18 protein-coding genes are annotated in these 18,094 nt (G+C 39.2%); 7 read left to right on the top strand and 11 right to left on the bottom strand.

Annotated elements, in window-relative coordinates:
* Positions 1-41 precede the first annotated feature (41 nt).
* The 3 genes from BTR25_RS08925 to BTR25_RS08915 form a co-directional block, all read right to left on the bottom strand.
* Positions 42-839, bottom strand: coding sequence for a cytochrome c oxidase assembly protein (locus BTR25_RS08925; protein WP_075687714.1), 798 nt, complete (start codon positions 837-839; stop codon positions 42-44).
* On the bottom strand, positions 836-1,324 hold the full coding sequence (locus tag BTR25_RS08920; RefSeq protein ID WP_075687713.1) for a DUF2243 domain-containing protein: 489 nt from the start codon (positions 1,322-1,324) through the stop codon (positions 836-838). Before BTR25_RS08920 ends, BTR25_RS08925 begins: the two co-directional genes overlap by 4 nt.
* Positions 1,325-1,663: 339 nt before the next feature.
* Positions 1,664-2,050 (bottom strand): YbaN family protein, encoded by a 387-nt coding sequence (locus BTR25_RS08915; protein WP_254842662.1) that lies wholly within the window; start codon positions 2,048-2,050, stop codon positions 1,664-1,666.
* A gap of 203 nt (positions 2,051-2,253) precedes the next feature.
* Between BTR25_RS08915 and BTR25_RS08910 the strand changes: the two genes are divergently transcribed.
* Positions 2,254-2,709, top strand: coding sequence for a DUF2269 family protein (locus BTR25_RS08910; protein WP_075687712.1), 456 nt, complete (start codon positions 2,254-2,256; stop codon positions 2,707-2,709).
* Positions 2,710-2,757: 48 nt separating this feature from the next.
* On the opposite strand, the gene BTR25_RS08905 is transcribed toward BTR25_RS08910, so the two are convergent.
* Positions 2,758-3,534 carry an alpha/beta hydrolase gene (locus BTR25_RS08905; RefSeq protein WP_075687711.1) on the bottom strand — a complete coding sequence of 259 codons (777 nt, stop codon included), beginning with the start codon at positions 3,532-3,534 and terminating at the stop codon, positions 2,758-2,760.
* A 245-nt stretch (positions 3,535-3,779) separates the two neighbouring features.
* On the opposite strand from BTR25_RS08905, the gene BTR25_RS08900 reads away from it, so the two are divergent.
* The gene (locus BTR25_RS08900; RefSeq protein ID WP_075687710.1) at positions 3,780-4,814 is read left to right on the top strand and encodes a GGDEF domain-containing protein; all 1,035 of its coding nucleotides are present in this window, start codon (positions 3,780-3,782) and stop codon (positions 4,812-4,814) included.
* A 42-nt stretch (positions 4,815-4,856) separates the two neighbouring features.
* Here BTR25_RS08900 and BTR25_RS08895 read toward each other — a convergent pair whose 3' ends face one another.
* From BTR25_RS08895 to BTR25_RS08865, 7 genes are all read right to left on the bottom strand, one after another.
* Positions 4,857-5,957 carry an acetyl-CoA C-acyltransferase gene (locus BTR25_RS08895; RefSeq protein ID WP_075687709.1) on the bottom strand — a complete coding sequence of 367 codons (1,101 nt, stop codon included), beginning with the start codon at positions 5,955-5,957 and terminating at the stop codon, positions 4,857-4,859.
* A complete protein-coding gene (locus BTR25_RS08890) occupies positions 5,953-7,398 on the bottom strand; it encodes an AMP-binding protein (protein ID WP_075687708.1) in 1,446 nt (481 codons plus the stop codon). Before BTR25_RS08890 ends, BTR25_RS08895 begins: the two co-directional genes overlap by 5 nt.
* A gap of 30 nt (positions 7,399-7,428) precedes the next feature.
* A complete protein-coding gene (locus BTR25_RS08885) occupies positions 7,429-7,992 on the bottom strand; it encodes a biotin transporter BioY (protein ID WP_075687707.1) in 564 nt (187 codons plus the stop codon).
* 124 nt (positions 7,993-8,116) lie between these two features.
* The gene (locus BTR25_RS08880; RefSeq protein WP_083652303.1) at positions 8,117-9,625 is read right to left on the bottom strand and encodes an ATP-binding protein; all 1,509 of its coding nucleotides are present in this window, start codon (positions 9,623-9,625) and stop codon (positions 8,117-8,119) included.
* Positions 9,626-10,169: 544 nt separating this feature from the next.
* Positions 10,170-11,351, bottom strand: coding sequence for a chromate transporter (locus BTR25_RS08875; protein WP_075687706.1), 1,182 nt, complete (start codon positions 11,349-11,351; stop codon positions 10,170-10,172).
* A gap of 152 nt (positions 11,352-11,503) precedes the next feature.
* Positions 11,504-12,805, bottom strand: coding sequence for an NCS2 family permease (locus tag BTR25_RS08870; protein WP_075687705.1), 1,302 nt, complete (start codon positions 12,803-12,805; stop codon positions 11,504-11,506).
* Between the two features lie 242 nt (positions 12,806-13,047).
* A complete protein-coding gene (locus tag BTR25_RS08865; protein WP_075687704.1) occupies positions 13,048-13,842 on the bottom strand; it encodes a nucleotidyltransferase domain-containing protein in 795 nt (264 codons plus the stop codon).
* A 361-nt stretch (positions 13,843-14,203) separates the two neighbouring features.
* On the opposite strand from BTR25_RS08865, the gene BTR25_RS08860 reads away from it, so the two are divergent.
* From BTR25_RS08860 to BTR25_RS08840, 5 genes are all read left to right on the top strand, one after another.
* On the top strand, positions 14,204-14,728 hold the full coding sequence (locus BTR25_RS08860; RefSeq protein ID WP_075687703.1) for a sigma-70 family RNA polymerase sigma factor: 525 nt from the start codon (positions 14,204-14,206) through the stop codon (positions 14,726-14,728).
* The gene (locus BTR25_RS08855; protein ID WP_075687702.1) at positions 14,721-16,037 is read left to right on the top strand and encodes a DUF4179 domain-containing protein; all 1,317 of its coding nucleotides are present in this window, start codon (positions 14,721-14,723) and stop codon (positions 16,035-16,037) included. Before BTR25_RS08860 ends, BTR25_RS08855 begins: the two co-directional genes overlap by 8 nt.
* 58 nt (positions 16,038-16,095) lie before the next feature.
* Entirely contained in the window at positions 16,096-16,587 is a 492-nt protein-coding gene (locus tag BTR25_RS08850) for a GNAT family N-acetyltransferase (protein ID WP_075687701.1), read from the top strand.
* 115 nt (positions 16,588-16,702) lie between these two features.
* Entirely contained in the window at positions 16,703-17,455 is a 753-nt protein-coding gene (locus tag BTR25_RS08845) for a nucleoside phosphorylase (protein ID WP_075687700.1), read from the top strand.
* Between the two features lie 16 nt (positions 17,456-17,471).
* Positions 17,472-18,077: an ECF transporter S component gene (locus tag BTR25_RS08840; protein WP_075687699.1), complete on the top strand. Its 606-nt coding sequence runs from the start codon at positions 17,472-17,474 to the stop codon at positions 18,075-18,077.
* Positions 18,078-18,094 lie beyond the last annotated feature (17 nt).

Genomic DNA, 18,094 nt, shown 5'->3' with positions numbered 1-18,094 from the left:
CGTCTCTTGGAGAGTACCGGCATTCTTCTGCAAAACAGAATTTAAGCACTACTATTCTCAAGGAGTATGTTACTACGAGGCCTGGACGCTTTATACCACTCCCAGCATAGGATCCAGATTAGAATAAGATCAATAAAATCTCCGCCATAGTACATTAACATTCCGCCTGTTTCTGCTTGTCCCCGTGGTATTCCTGAAGGCGGATATGCATAAATGTACTTTGATAGGATAGCATGGCTTGCTAGGGATAAAACCAAGACTGTCGCCCGGAAGGCATGACTTGTACGATGAGCAATAGGATCAATATATATCATAGAAATAGTGAAAAGATAGCCTGCTAAAAAGACATGTATGTGCACAATGACATGAAGAAGCATACTCTGCAGCATTTCAGAATAAAGGCTAGTGGTATAGAGGAGCCATAACCCACCAAAGTTAAAGATCGAAGCAACAATCGGATTACTTAGAAAGCGAATGAGGCCGCTTTTTAGAAAAAGGGATATAAGCCGGCCGGTACGGACACTGACCATTCGCAGAAACAAAGTCATCGGTGCACTTAATGCAATCAAGAGTGGGGCAAGCATACCAAGAAGCAGATGTCCTACCATATGCCAAGTGAAATCATGATGGGAACGGTTTGCGATGGGTCCGATCACGGAAGAGGCAGCACAAAGAATCCCCATTACCCAAAGAGCATATCGATGCTTAGGCCATGGTTTATAACGACGGCTGGACATGAAACCTGCTAGAAGATATGAGACCAACAGCAGTATGAAAAAGACAGTTAAAACGATTTCAGCTAAATACCCGCTACTATGTTGAATATGACTATGACTCAACTAACAGGGCCTCCTTCTAAGCGAGCCTGCGGTTGTGAACGAAGCAGCAAGTATGCCCCGCCTAAAATCATAGCTACTGCAATGATATTCCAAGTTAGATCATATGGGAATACATCAACGTCATATCGAATCTGGTGGATCCGCATGATTTTATGCTGGATCGTGCCATCGTAAAATTGAAACCCGCCAGCCCCTAATAATAATCCAGCCACCCATACTTTTATGACTAAGGCGTTTCTACGGCGAAGATCAGAAAAAAGAAAACCTGCCCAGATTGTTGCAAACCAGCTAAAGGCATGAAACAATCCATCTGAAACTAGGCCCACACTCGTTGTAGATTTATCATAAAAATGATGCCAATGTAACAATTGATGAAAGACGGTCTCATCAATAAATGCAGCAAGACCAATTCCAAAGAGAACTCCTGATAATAAATTACGTTTAGAGTAGGTAGCACGAGTTTTATATGATGATTTAGTAGTCATAGGTGTACATATATCTCTCCTTCATGTTATTTCTGATTAACATCGCTTTATAATTATCCAACCGACGAAGGCATGGGTTATAAGTGGTTTTATATCAACATCTTCTACATGTTCCAGATATTTGCTTTAAACTACAAATGGACATACTGTCTGAAAGATAACTAGCCCATAAGTTCGACAATTCAGCTGCTGTTAGTTTGACCTGTTCGTGATTCATTCCCGCGAAGTCCTCCTAGTTACCTATAGCGTTAATGATAGTATTTACGATAAAAGGAGGATTATTAATAAAATCAAAATAGTTGAAAGGAGGCACCCTGCTAAGGTACCTCCTTGTTTTTACTAGTTTTTTTCTGGTATCGTTTTTATCTTATAAATAAAATAGTAATATTTATAGAATACAATGGCAATGAGAGTGACTCTAAAAATAAAGCTGTTCATTAGGAAGAATGGAATTGCAATCATAATGTCTGCAAATAAAAGGATAGTAAGCTTTTGTTTTAAGGTCATGGATCTTTCACGAATAAAGCTCTCAAGGTGCCGTTTGTAAAGATTTGTACCTTTGAACCAGCGCTCAAACTTTTCCGACCCTTTAACAAAAAAGTACGATGCCAGCAGCAAAAGGGGAGTTGTTGGCAAGACAGGCAGAATAAGACCCAGAACACCAAACCCAAGGGCGATAAATCCCAAAATAATATAAATAACATTTACAAATTTCTTAATGACCAATGCCCCCTTTCTATTTTTAGTCGTTATTTATTAAAAAATGAAGAATGCGTTCTATTCTAATTATATGATAATATGAAAGAAGTCATAATAAGGAATTCGACAAATTAGCAATACATATGACAATTTCCTGGGACATATTACAAGATTGCCTGACAAATTTCGGCGATTCCACTTTCAGTTTTAATAGTTTACGGAGGCATTCTATGATTACTTTCTATAAAGTCTTGGTTTTTCTACATGTTTTCTCTGCAATTATTGGTATGGGACCTGGCTTTATTTTAACAACCGTCGTCAAATCTGGAAAAACCATGACGGAATTGAGACATTCTTACGCGGTTAGGCATAAGCTGCATATATTTGTTATGATCGGAGGATTAATGCTGCTGATTACTGGATTAGCCATGGGTGCTTTGAATCCAAGCTTATTTCAAATGGGATGGTATGTAACCAGTCTTGTTCTATTTTTGGCGGCTCTAGCAATTGGTCCACTAGTGCTTTCACCGAGGTCAAAGCCCATTAAAGAATTACTAGAGATACATAAAGGGGAAGCCATTCCTGAAAAGTACTACCAACTATCAAAAACACTTTTCCGCTATGAATATTTGGAAAACATCATTTTCATCATCATTATTACCTTGATGATCCTAAAACCTTTTTAACAGAAAGGGTATGGCTATTTTTCAGCCATACCCTTTCTGTTTTTACTATTAAAGATCAGAATATAAGTAAGATATTACATGAGGAATTCTTGTTTTAAACGATGCATAGTTATGCTCGCCCTTTTCGATCGTTTCGTATTTAGTGTCTGGTATCTTATTATCTAGCATTTCATAAACTCCAGAAATCATAGTAGAGAATCGAAATTGTAATGCTTCATCTTCTCCTAGTTCTTTTGTGCCAAAGTCCATGTAAAACTTCTCCACTCCGGAAAGGTCAGACTGAACGATAAACTTTTCAATTTCCTCTAGGTTTCGGTAGTAACCAGGTGATAAGGCCGCTATTTTCTTAAAAACATGCGGATATCGGCATGCTGCATATGTAGAGATTAAGGCTCCTAGTGAGATTCCTGCCATTGAAGTTTCGTTTTCAATTGTCCGATACTTACGGTCTATGAATGGTTTAAGCTCACTGATAATAAAGTCCAAATACTCTTCGCCTTTGCCGCCAGAGGGGCAGGCATATCCTAATATTTCTTTTGCCGTCTCACCGTGCAACCAAGGGCAGTACTCATTTATGCGCTCTTCGCCTTCCGTGTTTAAGTCAATGGCAACGACAATAATTTCTAGCGACTTCTCATCTAGATAGTCCTTTAAACCTAAGGAAACCCCTTTTATTGAGCCTTCATCCTCAAACACATTTTGCCCGTCATGCATATATAAAACGGGATATCTCTTAGCACCTTCCTGGTAACTTTTCGGAAGATAAACTCGAATCATTCTTTCCTGCTGGAATGAACACATATATATAGAGAATATTTCTACCAACTTGTCCACCCTCCATTCTTATCTAATAGTAATTTAACATAATATTAAATATATTCCTAATTTAATAGGAATGTCGAAAAATGTAATGATTTAGACATTGCTATAGTACTTCTTGTAGATTTACAATTAAATTACAAAGAACTCCCGTTTTGAATCGAATTTAATCGAATCTGAAATAAATGTAGAGATTTTAAATTGGGAGCAGGCAGGACGAAGCTAATTTGAATGACTGGGGAGTGAACGGTATGAAGGTCAAATTTGAAACGCTTGCAGAATTAAAGCGGGGTATTTATCTATGGGTCATCCCTTGCATTGTTCTCTCCCTAATTACCAATACGATTCTTCAATATGATATCTCCAGTGCATTCAATACCGGAATCAATAGTATCCTTGCCATTTGGTTCAGTATCAGTTGGTTTTTTTTACTAAAAAATAAGTATATCCCTTTTACGGAATATTCTAATTTGGCTTTAGTCAGTTTTTATCACATTACGACCTTTTATGATGCATTAGATAATTATATGGCAGTCAGCGGCGGATCTTTAGGTGATTTTATCGTTTGGATGCCAATTTATCTATTATTTATCTTTTTAACTCTTGGGACGAGAAGAGGGTTCTACTTTTCTATCGCTATATTTGTCATTACCCTAGTAAATGGACTTTTCTATATTAATGGGTTGGATTCTGAATCTATTGATTCACTAGGACAATTTTACTTTGCTAATCTTGTTTATATTATCGTTCTCTACTATGCACAAAATGTATTTAGAACCTATGCCGATTTAGAAATGTTCAAAAAACATGCTTATATTGATTCATTAACAAACATTGCCAATCGGCTCCAGATCGATGAAGTGATGGAAACAAAACTAGAGGAAGCAAAAAGAAAAAAAGAGGATTTCTCCATCATCTTTTTTGATATTGACCACTTTAAACAGGTAAATGACTATTATGGTCATAAAATTGGTGATGCGGTCTTAGTTGAACTGGCTGGTCTAATCCAAGGTCATCTATCCAATCAAGAATTCTTTGGCCGATGGGGTGGTGAAGAGTTCGTCATCATCTCCAATCAATCAGGTGCAGACACTGTTAAACTGGCGGAGAACCTTAGGGAAAGGGTAGCTGTACATGAATTTAGGGGTGCGGGTAAGCTGACGGCAAGTTTTGGTGTTACGAATTATCATCACAATGATAGTATCGATTCGCTGTTAAATCGAGTAGACAGAGGATTATACAAATCAAAAGATTATGGACGAAATTGCGTTAGTTTTGTTAGCTGATCAAAAAAGTCGGGTGCAACCATTAAATTGCACCCGACTTTTTTATTCGTGTATCGTTTCAAACAAAACCGCTAAGCCAATGCCGCCGCCGCTTCCAATCGCCGCTAAGGCATATTTAGCCTTTTTCCTTTGCTGAACTTCGTGTAAAATCCTTGTGACTAGGATCGCACCTGATGCTCCGTATGGATGGCCTAGAGTTAAGGCTCCGCCACTACTATTTACTTTTTTTAAGGGAATGGAAAGTTCTAGAGCACAGGCAACGACTTTTGAGGAAAAGGCTTCATTAATCTCAATCATATCAATATCCTCGATGCTAAGCATATTTCGATTAAGCAGCATCTTAATTGCTGGTATAGGTGCAGCCCCAGGATAATGTGGGTGTACGGCTGCGACCTCGCTGTCAACAAAACGAAGGACAGGTTTATACCCAAGTTTCAATGCTGTATTCTCTTCCAATATTAGAGCGGCAGCTGCACCATCATGAATTCCGCAGCTATTGGCGGCTGTAACCGTACTGGAATCACCGGCAAGTATAGGTTTTGCACGTTTTAATAAAGCCATCATATTCCTTTTTTTAAAAAGTTCTTCATCCCTATGCCACTGACCAACCTTAAGAATTTCTTCCTCATACAGGCCATGTTCAAATGCACCCCAGCTCCGCTCATAACTTAATAATGCATACTCATCCTGCTGGTCTTTGGTAATTCTATATTTTTGTGCCACATATTCAGCTGCTTTAATCATATCGGGGTCGCCAATCCGATCTGGTGAAAAACGAGCCCGCTTTGTGTAAGGGGATGTACTGGTGCTCTCAACACCTCCTGCGATATAACAATGTCCCGCCCCTCCCTGGATTAAATAGCAGGCCATCCGGATGGCTTCAAGTCCTGCGCTGCATTGCCGGTCCAGTGTTAATCCTGGAATGGTAAGCGGAAGACCTGCTTCTAATACAGATAAACGTCCAATGTTGCCTCCGGGGCCAGTCACATTTCCTATTATCACATCGTTAACTTTTTCCTCAATCCCGTTTGCTAAATGTCGAAGGAGAGGAGCAGTTAATTCATGGACCTGTAGGGATTGGAATATTCCATTCTTTTTCCCTATGGGTGTCCTTTTTGCCTGAACAATAACGGCTCTACTAATGGCTTATCACCTTGCTTTCTAGTAAACTTTTCAATTGTGCCCGTGCGATCTTTCCACTTGCGGTATGCGGCATTTTATCAATAAATACCCATTTACGAGGCACTTTATAAGAAGATAAACGGTTTCTGCATAGTCTTTGAAGTTCCAATTTTTCAGGTTTTCCTTTTATGACTGCACAGACCAATTCCCCCCAGTGCGGGTCTGGAATTCCAATAACCGCTACTTCCTCTACGTCTGGATGCTCAGCTAAAACCTTTTCAACTTCCTCTGGAAAAATATTAATGCCCCCATACAAAATCATGTTCTTTTCTCTTCCAGAAATATAGAGGAAACCATCTTCATCAAGATATCCGATATCGTCAACGGTCATCCAGCCATTATCCTCAATTACCACCTTTGAGTCGAGGTAGCCACTAAAAATCATGTTACTTCTTACAAAAATTTTTCCAACTTCGTTTGGCAAGGAAAGTTGAGAAGCCTCACTACGGATTTGAATTTCAACATTGTGACATGGTTTTCCAACTGATTGTGGCTTGAGTCGACCTTCCTCATGACGTAAGACAGTAACAAAGCTCAGTTCGCTTGCCCCATAAAATTCATACATGTTCAAATGGGGGAAAAGAGAGCGGATTTGCTGCTTAGAGTGTTCTTCCCATTTAGCCCCTGAAGAGAGGAGCTTGATCGGTTTTTCAATTCTGCGGTTCTCTTTTAATAATGTAGAAATCATGGTTGGAACAAGATACATAACAGTAATTGGTTCAGCTGTTAGAAAATCCAGTACTAGGCTCGGGGAAAACTTTTCAAGCAAAATAACCGTTCCGCCAATAGATAAGGTACTAATCACCCCATAGAGAAAGTGGGAATGAATCAGTGCACCAGGAATTAGGACTTGGTCGTTTTCGCTGATATGGAAGTCATAACGGGTACAGTCAAAGCTTGATAACCAAGAGTCATGTGATCGAATAAATGCCTTTGGTTCACCAGTGGTTCCTGAAGTAAAGCCCATATAAAAGGGAAGCTTACCATCCATCACAATTGTTCTATCGACAATATTCTGCTCAATCTCAATGCAGCATTCTTCCCAGATCAAGATCCGTGAATGAAGGTGCTTAACGATTGGGAATAGTGCCCTAGAGGTAATAAAGATGGAGGGGGATGAAAGCAAAATCCGTTTCTGCAGTTCAGTCTCTGTCCACTTTATATCAAAGAGAACAGTTGTCCAGCCAGCAGCGGAGGCACCTGTGAACATTTGGAGAAAAGGGATGCCGTTAGGAAGCAATACGCCAACTGTTTTTGTATTCGTTAGTTCAATAGAATCGAGCCAATTGGCTGTTTGAGCAACTCTGACCTGCCAATCCTGATAAGTGATTTTCTCATGAAGTGTTTGAATGGCAATCTTATCGGGGGGATGGTTTATATAGGAATCTGTTATAGCAGCCAAACTAACACCTCCTTTTAAAAAAAGAGACACTTAAAGTGTCTCTGCATTTTTGTACAAGTTTCGTTTAATGACAGGTGATTTTAACAGCCTAAAAACAAGAATTGATGCAACCGTTGCTTTCAATACATCACCAGGGATATAGACAAGGCTTACTTTAATTGCCTCTATTACTTTAATATCCATGATAAAGGCCTGTACAGGAATCCCAATCAGATAAATGAGAAAAATCCCTACTGTCAGGTTTACTAGTAAAATATTTCTTAGACGTAGTGTTTGAAAACGGTGAACGAGATATCCAATAACAAATGCAGCGAGTGGGTAGGAAAACAAGTAGCCAGCACTTGGTCCGACAAACACACCAATTCCGCCTCGGCCTCCGGATAATAATGGTGCACCTGCGGCAACAACTAACAAGAAAACAGTCATACTCCATGCTCCTAGTCTAGCCCCTAAAACGCCTCCTGCCAACAGGACTCCTAATGTTTGCAAGGTAATGGGTACAGGTGTAAACGAGAGCATGATAGGTGGAACAAATCCCAATACGCCCATAAAAGCAGCTAATAACCCTACATATGTAATATCTAATACTTTCATTCTCCAACCCCCAATAATTGGTGTTTATTTCTTAATTTTTATTTTATTATTTGGGTTGTATTTATGTCAACTATTTTTATTATCTGGTTAACATATATTGAAGTGCGGAACATAATTCATGTTTTTATTCAATAGATAATGGGAGCGTAATTTCTACTTGTGTTCCTTGATCAGGAACACTCTCAATCATGATGTGGCCATTATAGGTTTCTATAATTCGTTTGCATACCGTTAAGCCGAGGCCTGAGCCATCTTTCTTTAATGTGTAAAATGGATTGAATGCTTGATTAAGCTGTTCCTTTTGCATTCCGATTCCGTTATCTACCACTGTAATCACACAAGTGTTGGCAAGTTTCTCTGTGGTGATTGTTAACTTTCCACCGTAAGGCATTGCTTGTAATGAGTTTTTTGCCAAATTTAATACTACTTGTTTCACATGATCCTTTACACAGGAAATAGGGAGTTGTTTATCAGTATAATGGATAGAAAGCTGTACATTCATGAAGTTGGCCTCTGAATGAATAATAGGCTCAATCTCTTTCATAATTTCATTCGCATTACAGGTTTCTAAAGCATAGGCAGTGGGCTTTCCGAGGACTAACAATTCACTTACGATTACATTGATGCGGTCCACTTCCTGCTGGATTACTTTAAAATAAGTTTGTGATTTTTTATCAGAGTGCTCCTCGCTTAAGAGTTTCACTAACCCCTTAATTCCCGTTAATGGGTTCCTAATTTCATGTGCTGTACTAGCGGCTAAGTTCCCAATTAGTTCAAGCTTATGTAGTTCGGTTTGTTCTTTTTCTTTTATTACCTTTTTTCTAAGAAGTAAGTTTTGAGCCAATAAGAATAATATGTTGGTTATCGTCAAAAAGATGATCATATATTGAATAAAGGTGTGATGAAATATGTTTTTGCTTGCTGAATTTAACATGGCAGTTACTGTCCATGGAACCTGTGAGATATCAAAACTATAATGGACAGTTCTGTTTTCAGAATTTACTTTCCCAACATCTATTAATATCTGTCCTGATGGATCCGTAACCTTAATATTTTCTTCTTTCGTTAACTGCCGCATCGCAGCTTCAATTTCATCGATCCTCAAACTGGCCATAAGAACTCCATGGGCTTTTCCACTTTCAATAATTGGAGTAGCAATGGTGATAATAAACCTTCCTGTTACTCTGCCAATATGTGCCCCAGAAATACTTGTGTTTTCTGTTGCTAGTACCTCCTGAAAGTAAGAACGATCAGCTACATTGACCTGAGTCGTCGTTGGGTTTGTACTAATAAGTAAGTCACCACTGGGTGTTGCCCAATATAGTCCAGAGAAACGAGAATCTTTTTCTTGAGTTTCAATTAGGATTTGTTCAATATTCAAAAGATTATTATGGTGAATTTTTAAGGCGGTAGCTAGCATTTCTAGACGGCCAATGGTTTCACCAAGGAAATTTTCGATATTCATTGCATGATAATTAGCATATTCTTGTGCTTTAATCTTATATTGCTGCTCGGTTTCCTCGACTTCGTTTTGAGCAAGGCTATAACTAATCGCTAATGTTGGAATAATTGTTATCAGGATATATAGTATGATCTTTAGGAAGTTGAACTTTGGAGTGTGAAATAAAGACAAAAAGACCCTTCTCCTTTAATCGTCAATTAGTTATATTCTACTATTTTTTCCATTTGGAATATAGTAAAAACAATTATTTACAATTGGGAAGATTTGTAAAATGAATTAGATTTAGTTGCAAAAAAAAGAGCTTGGTACACGGGTACCAAGCCAATTATGGGAAGTTTTAAGAATAAGGTTCCAAAAACCCTAACTCAATTAAGATACTCCTATCATAAGATAAACATTTGTAGAAGTTATAGGGAAGTTGTGTGGAAATTATGAAGATACATCTTTAGGTAAAAAAGAAGCTTGGTACAAGGGTACCAAGCAAAATTATGGGAAGTTTTAAGAATAAGGTTCCTTAAACCCTAAGTCCTAAATAAGTTATCTTTATAATAAAAGAAACTTGTGTAGATTGTATAGATAAGTTGTGTGGAAATTATGAAGATTATTTTAATCATTGGTAGCTGATTGTAGCTCCAGGTACTTCGCTTTCCGCGGGCTGTCCCTTCCGCTCCAATCAACATTTATTAATAAACAATACCTTTTAAATAGCTTATCATTATAATGCCAAAAGCCAGCCGCCGATTGCACCGGCTACTACGATGATCCATGGTGGAAGCTTCCAATAGACTAGCATACTAAATAGTACGGCAGCAAAGGCAAAGTCGATTGGTGCTAATATTGAACTGGTCCATATCGGGTGATAAAAAGCCGCAATTAAAATTCCTACAACCGCTGCATTTACGCCCATTAAGGCACCTTTTATTTTCGGGTTACGGCGCAGCGTATCCCAAAACGGCAATGATCCCAAGATGAGCAGAAAAGCTGGTAAGAAAATGGCAATGGTCGCAATTAAGCCGCCAATCCAGCCATTCATCACCGCACCAATATAGGCAGCAAAAGTAAACAAGGGACCCGGTACTGCTTGTGCTGCGCCATAACCCGCTAAAAATGCTTCCTCACTAAGAAAGCCTGTAGGAACGAATTCGCGTTCCAGTAAAGGTAAAACCACATGACCCCCGCCAAATACTAAGGAACCTGAGCGGTAAAAGCTGTCAAACATAGCAATCCAATGAAGCGAAGTCACTTCTCGCAAAATCGGTAAAAGCACGAGTAATCCAAAAAATAAGGCCAGACAAATGGTTGCAAACCTTCGAGAAATAGGAAAATGCATTCTCGAGTTATCTTCATCAGCGTGGTTCCTATACAGAAGAAAACCAGCTAAAGCCGAAATAAGGATCACACCTACCTGGGTAAAGGCTGTTTGCCAAAGGAGGACTACAATTAAAGCAAATAAGGCAATCGCTTTTCGATTAGAATCAGGCGTTAGTTTCTGAGCCATTCCTAGAATCGCATGGGCTACAACTGCCACAGCCACGATTTTTAAACCATGAATCCAGCCAGCATCAGCTACGTCGAGCCCTTGGAGAATAAGTGCGAATAAGATTAAGGCAATCACTGAGGGAAGAGTAAATCCAATAAAAGAAACGATTCCACCTAACACGCCAGCCCTCATCACACCAATCCCAATTCCTACCTGACTGCTTGCTGGACCAGGGAGGAACTGACAAAGGGAAACTAAATCCGCATAGCTTTTTTCATCCATCCACTTCCTTCTGCGAACATATTCCTCATGGAAATAACCTAAATGGGCAATCGGTCCGCCAAACGAAGTAAATCCAAGTCTTGCTGAAACAAAAAGAATCTCTAAGAGCGCACTAGTGCTTTTATTTCGATTCATGTAAATTCACCTTCTATCTTTATGTCTGAAAATCGATAGTAAGAGTTTATCATTAAAATTTAGTTTTATCATTTATGTTGTGAAAAATTTACCTTCTCTTAACATAAAAGAGCTTAGAGAAGGATCTCTAAGCTCAAAGGGATTTTACTTAATTAATGAGGCAAGAAGGCAAGCTGGTAAAAGAATAGGACTGCAAATACATATAGAAGAGGGTGAACCTCACGCCATTTCCCTTTGAATACCTTTAGAAGTGGATAGCTGATAAACCCTAAAGCAATCCCCGTTGCAATACTAGAAGTTAACGGCATACTTAAAACGGTGATGAAAGCAGGGAAGGCTTCATCTAGCTCGTCCCAGCGGATTTTTGCAATGCTTCCCATCATCATACTGCCGACAATGATGAGAGCAGGTGCTGTGATCGCTGAAATCCCCGACACTGATCCAACTAACGGACCAAAGAACGCTGAGACAATAAATAGGACCGCAACGGTTAAGGAAGTTAAACCTGTTCGTCCGCCTGCTGCAACTCCTGAAGACGACTCAATATAGGCTGTTGTTGGACTTGTACCAAACATGGCACCGACTCCTGTAGCAATTGAATCAGAGAGTAAGGCTTGACGTGCACGTGGTAATTTCCCATTTTTCATTAGACCAGCCTGATTTGCTACTCCAATCATCGTTCCAGTAGTATCGAAAATCGTTACAAGGATAAAAGAAAAGACGACTGCATAAAGGCTGTGCTGTATGACGTCAGTTAGCGCTGTAATCGGGTTCGCTACAATCAGTCCCTCAGGTAGTGACGGAAGTGAAACAAAACCTTGATCAAAGGATAGTTGGTTAGTGAAAAAGGCGATCAATCCTGTAATAATCATTCCGAAGAACAAAGCACCATTAACGCGAAGCACCATTAAGACTAGTGTTATGGCTAGACCAGCAAGTGCCAACAAAGCAGAAGGTGAGTGAAGATCACCTAATCCAACTAGGTTTGTGGGATGTGCAGTGATGATCTTTGTCAGCCTTAAGCCGATAAAAGCAATAAATAATCCAATTCCAGCAGTAATTCCGTGCTTGAGACTTTCTGGAATAGAATCAATTAATTTTTCTCTAAAGGGTGTTAACGAAAGGATGATGAAAAGAACACCGGCTATGAAAACAGCTGCAAAAGCGGTTTGATAACTAATCTCTTGCTGGCCGCCGACAACAGAGTAGGCGAAATACGCATTCAGTCCCATGCCGGGGGCGATTGCAATAGGATAATTGGCAAAAAAGGCCATCCACAAAGTACCAATAACTGCTGCAATAATCGTAGCTGTGAATACTTGGTCAAATGGAACCCCAGCATCAGATAAAATGACTGGATTAACAATAACGATATAGACCATTGTAAAGAAGGTCGTTATGCCTGCAACTAATTCGGTTCTTGCAGTTGTTTGATTTTCTTTTAACTTAAACATGATAGTTCCTCCAAAACACGAACGTTTTTTAATAACTTTATTATAATATTCGTTTTTAATGGTATTTTCAAGAGGGAATTTATAAAAAACTAGTAATCACCAAATGTTCACAATTCTGAGTATGTTTATACTATCCTTAATATAAAAAAATCATTCTCCAAGGTCGTGAATTCTAGAGAAAAGGGCCTAAATCTACAATGAAAAATGCCCTTCTAAATTTGAAGAGCATTTCTAAAAATTTGCTAATGCCAAACTTCCTTCAACGTGTTTCTAAACAGCTGGTTAAGCTTTTCTGTAGGATCGAGAATTTCCACCTTTAATCCTTTTGCGTACTCTTCCAAATGTTCGATTTCATGATTGAGGTATTGATTGATTACTTCAATTTTTGGCTCAAGGTTGAGTTCCTCTCCTGCAATCTTTCTCTCCAATAATCGGTGGATCGAATCGCTTAACTCATCAGCTGGAATAATATCTTTTAACAAAATTTGAAATTCCAGGGGAGGAATGGTGTTGTATTTTTCAATCCACTTTGCTGCCAAAATGGGTCGGAGGACATAGAAGTACTTTTTAATTTTGACTTCCTCGCGGTGCAAATAATCACGATAATTTCCCTTAGCCATATTTAAATAATGATAAACACATGAGTTAGGAGCAAAAATCGCGTCTGCTAACTTGTTAAGTTGTTCCGTGGTTGAGTAGGACTGATGGTACACAATCGTGGAGTTTAGCCATTCCAATAACGGTGGATTGGACTTTCTGAATAACTTTAACGCCTTTGTTAGCTCCCAGCCGCTTACATCCAGTAATTCATGTACCGGAATAGAAATTTTATCATGCTTCGGAACCTCAATCACATCACGCCGCTGGTCAATTGACAGGTACCAGTCCATTTGATGAACATAAATAAACCGTACATCATAATCACTATCCTTAGATGGAAAGCCCCAGGCACGGCTGCCGGATTCACAAGCATAAAGAACCTTCACGTCATATTCCTGTTCGATTTGCTTAAGCACTTCTACTATATGGTCCTTCAAGCGAAACACCCCTTCCTGTTAATTACTTTATCCATTTTGGATATTATTTCACTTATTAATTAGCCAAATATCGAAAATATCCCTTTAATAAAAGGCTGTGTTAAACTAGGCTGTTGATTTACGCTACAGGCGCTATGCTTTCCGCGGGCTCGCCCGTGAGCCTATTACAGCTTCGCACCTGTGGGGTCTCACTCAGCTCGTACATCCCGCAGGAGTCAAGCGCCTTTCACTCCAATCAACAGGTTCTAAAATCAACAGCATCCATTAACACAGCCTAATAAAAAAGTATATTATCTTAAAACTTTTTCAGATCTCAATGGTCTAATATGTAGATAGGCAGGAATGTTAGGGGGACAGGGGTTTGAATGCAGATATTCAACTAGTGAAGGATGCCATTAAAGGCAATGATGTGGCGTTTTTACAACTAATACAGTTATACAAGCTAGATTTATATAAAACCGCACTTTCTTTTTTAAGAAATGAAGAAGAGGCACTTGAAGCCATTCAAGAGGTTACTTACCGTGCCTACAAGTGTGTGGGGAAGTTAAAAGAGCCGTCATTCTTTAAAACCTGGCTCATTCGAATCATGATTAATTATTGTAATGATCAGTTGAAGAAAAATAAACGTGTCATTTTAAACGACGAACTGATTCTTCAGCAAGGATTTACAGAAAACCACTCAGCGATGGAACTGAAGGATGCGATGTTGGAGCTTGATGAGAAATCGCGGGAAATTCTTACGCTTAAATATTTTAATGATATGAAAATAAAAGAAATTGCAGTCTCCATGAGATGTCCGGAAGGCACGGTAAAGACCTGGCTTAATAAAGCATTAAAGGCCCTGAGGGAAAAACTAGGTGAGAAAGGCGGCGATCTGCATGTTTGAAAAGGAAGAGGAAAAATTAAGAGACTATAAAACAAGCTATGATCATATTAATATCGCTGAAAATAGACTGGACGAAGCCATTTTAGCAGGATTCCAGAAAGCAAAGCTAGAGAACAAGCCTAAGGCTAAGAAAAAGAAGTGGTTATTTAGCTTAGCTGCTGCGGCCATTGTATTTATTAGTTTTTTTACATCCATTCGTCTTTCACCAGCTTTTGCAGAGTATATTGCCGTCATCCCGGGTATGGAGAAATTGGTTGAAGTTATCCGTAATGATAAAGGAAAGATGCTCGCGATTGAGAATGACTATTACGAAGAACTCGGAATATCACAGAAAAAAAATGGTTTTACTTTCACGCTTGATGGTGCCATTGCGGATGAAGATGCCTTAGTGTTATTTTATTCCCTGCAATCTGAGCAGAAGCAGAGTGAAATGGTCGTCGAGGAGGTTCGTTTGAAGGGTACAGATGTGGATATCAACATCGGATCCTTTTCGTTTGGAAGATCCTTAAGTTCGAAGGATGGCAAAAGCTTTGGTAATGACATGCTGGAATATACTTTTCAGGCTCCATTAACCGCACGAGAGTTTGAACTGAAAGTAAAAGTAAAGGGTGACAATCAGACAGAAGAGTATACCCTTCAGTTTCAATTGAAAAAAGAAATCAAAAAGAAAAAGACTTATGTTTTAAATAAATCCGTAACCATCGAAGGACAAAAAATTACCTTCGTAGATGCAAAAATCTATCCATTAAGAGTAGCTGTTCATGTAAAGCTAGATCCAAATAACACCAAAAAGCTTTTGAACTTTGATGATTTACGACTCGTCGATGAAAACGGGGAAGTATGGAATAAAATAGCAGATGGAGTCACAGCAAGCCATATTTCTGAAAATGAAAAGATTCTTTATTTACAGAGCAATTACTTTCGCGATCCAAAGGAATTATATCTAGTGCTAAATAAAATTCAGGCGGTAGATCGAGAGGATGCAAGGGTTGTAGTTGATACCCAAGCAGAGAAGATTCTTAGTCAGCCCGAGGGTAACCTTTTCAGTGATGTAGTAGTGGATGGAAAGTACATCATGTTAAAAATGCGTTCTGATGGAGAATTTCATTATCACCCTTTTTCAGATGTAAGGGATAAGAATGGAAATCTATTAGACAGTCCTGAATCTTCTACCTCCGGACCATACGAAGGGAAGATCGAGTTTGGTATTAAAATTCCAGAGCTGCAAGATGAAATGAATCCTATTTCACTCGAACTATCCTTCTTCCCAGCTTGGATTGAGGGATATGGGAAAGTGAAAATTAAATGAACTTTCTTCAATCACCTTCGTCAAATACTTTGAACTACAAAATAAATGGGAGGAACGTATGAACCATTATCGGATTAGAGCAAGTAACGAGACAGATGAGAAATTTCTATGGGAAATGTTATATCAAGCTATATACGTGCCAGAAGGAGAGCCACGGCCCTCAAAAGATATGCTAAAGGACCCAGAAATATCGAAGTCCTTAAAAGATTGGGGACGTAAGGGGGATGCAGCCCTGATTGCAACGTCGGGAGAATCACCTGTAGGGGCTGTTTGGGTCAGATTATTTGATGAAACGAATAAGACGTATGGTTTTGTAGACACTCAAACCCCTTTGTTAGGAATGGCACTCCTCCCTGAATACAGGGGAGAGGGAATAGGTACAGCCCTGCTTGAAGAAATGCTGACATTAACAAAGGAGTCAGGATTTGAGCAGGTGTCACTGAGTGTAGATCCTAATAACCGTGCACTCCGGCTCTATGAAAGGTTGGGCTTTAAGAAAATAGGAATAGACGGAACATCTTGGGATATGCTAGTAAAACTTAAAAATTAATATCTACTTAATAAAAAGAGCGATTTTGCTCTTTTTTTTCTTTCTGTTTGGTAAAATAATACTGAAAAGGAACAAAATACACCTAACACCAATTTGTAATAGAAAGGAGTCATTTATGGAGAGTACCTTACAACCACATATTAGAATAGGAAGAATGGAAGATGTTCACTATGCCTTACTGCCCGGTGATCCAGGGCGTGTCGATGAAGTGGCAAAATTTCTAGAAAACGCTGAGCAGCTGTCAACAAATCGCGAATTTAAGACGGTTATCGGTACCTATAAAGGTATCCGAGTGCTTGTTACTTCGACTGGTATTGGCGGCGTTTCAGCAGGAATTGCTGTAGAGGAGTTGAGGAATATTGGGATAAAAACCATGATCCGAATTGGCAGCTGCGGGGCATTGCAGCCGCAGCTCAAGATAGGAGATTTGGTAATAGCCTCCGGTGCCGTTCGAAATGACGGTGCTTCGTATGCCTATATCAACAAAGCTTATCCAGCCATCCCTGATACCGAATTACTTTTTCACGTCATCGAAGCGGCGAAGAGCAAGAAAGTTAAACACTATACAGGTATTGTCAGATGTCATGACAGCTTTTATACTGATAAAGAACAAGAAATCGATAGATACTGGTCAGAAAAAGGGATCCTTGCATCAGACATGGAAACTGCAGCACTTTTTGTAATTGGCGGACTTCGCGGGATCAAAACCGCTTCCATATTGAATGTCGTTGTTGAACAAGAGGGGAATTTAGAGGGGGGAATTAATGATTATATTGATGAAAAAAACAATAGCAAGCAGGGAGAAGTAAACGAGATTATGACTGCACTTGACGCTATTGTAACGTATGATCATTTAGTGAAACAATAAAAGGGGGTTTTTATTGATGAAAAAACAAGGCATGTGGTCATTCCGCTTTTCTACTGCTGCTCTAGTACTGATTCCAGCGGCGATTGGTATTAACTATATTGGAAAGCTATTTGCAGGATTATTAAAGCTGCCGTTGTGGCTGGATTCAATTGGAACAGTTTTGGCAAGTATGTTGGCAGGACCTGTGATCGGCGCATTAGCAGGAGCAATTAATAATATTATTTATGGTCTTACAGTCGATCCCATTTCCTTTGTCTATGGTATTACAAGCGTTGCGATTGGTTTAACAGTCGGGATCTTATTTTATAAAGGATTCATCTCTAGTTGGGGTAAAGCTGTTGTTGCTGGTTTAATCATCGGTCTTGTCGCAACGATCGTTTCTACACCAATTAACATTGCTTTCTGGGGCGGTCAAACAGGAAACATCTGGGGAGATGCACTGTTTGCCATTGTCCTAGCTAATACAGACTCCATTTGGTTAGCAAGTTTCCTTGATGAAATTGTAGTAGATGTTCCTGATAAGTTACTTGTCGTGTTAATTAGCTATGGTATCTACAGAGGATTGCCGCGTAATGTCGTGCAATTATATGACAATAATAATAAATTAGAAACACTTGATTAAGCCTTGTGTAAAGAAAG

This window comes from Bacillus sp. MRMR6 (assembly GCF_001940785.1).
GTDB lineage: Bacteria > Bacillota > Bacilli > Bacillales > Cytobacillaceae > Neobacillus.
This window is presented reverse-complemented; position numbering and strand designations above follow the sequence as displayed.

Coding starts and splice junctions, on each gene's coding strand:
- BTR25_RS08885 (WP_075687707.1), bottom strand. CDS start 7,992: ATGAAAGTATTAGATATTACATATGTAGGGTTATTAGCTGCTTTTATG.
- BTR25_RS08875 (WP_075687706.1), bottom strand. CDS start 11,351: ATGAATCGAAATAAAAGCACTAGTGCGCTCTTAGAGATTCTTTTTGTT.
- BTR25_RS08870 (WP_075687705.1), bottom strand. CDS start 12,805: ATGTTTAAGTTAAAAGAAAATCAAACAACTGCAAGAACCGAATTAGTT.
- BTR25_RS08845 (WP_075687700.1), top strand. CDS start 16,703: ATGGAGAGTACCTTACAACCACATATTAGAATAGGAAGAATGGAAGAT.
- BTR25_RS08850 (WP_075687701.1), top strand. CDS start 16,096: ATGAACCATTATCGGATTAGAGCAAGTAACGAGACAGATGAGAAATTT.
- BTR25_RS08920 (WP_075687713.1), bottom strand. CDS start 1,324: ATGACTACTAAATCATCATATAAAACTCGTGCTACCTACTCTAAACGT.
- BTR25_RS08910 (WP_075687712.1), top strand. CDS start 2,254: ATGATTACTTTCTATAAAGTCTTGGTTTTTCTACATGTTTTCTCTGCA.
- BTR25_RS08900 (WP_075687710.1), top strand. CDS start 3,780: ATGAAGGTCAAATTTGAAACGCTTGCAGAATTAAAGCGGGGTATTTAT.
- BTR25_RS08855 (WP_075687702.1), top strand. CDS start 14,721: ATGTTTGAAAAGGAAGAGGAAAAATTAAGAGACTATAAAACAAGCTAT.
- BTR25_RS08840 (WP_075687699.1), top strand. CDS start 17,472: ATGAAAAAACAAGGCATGTGGTCATTCCGCTTTTCTACTGCTGCTCTA.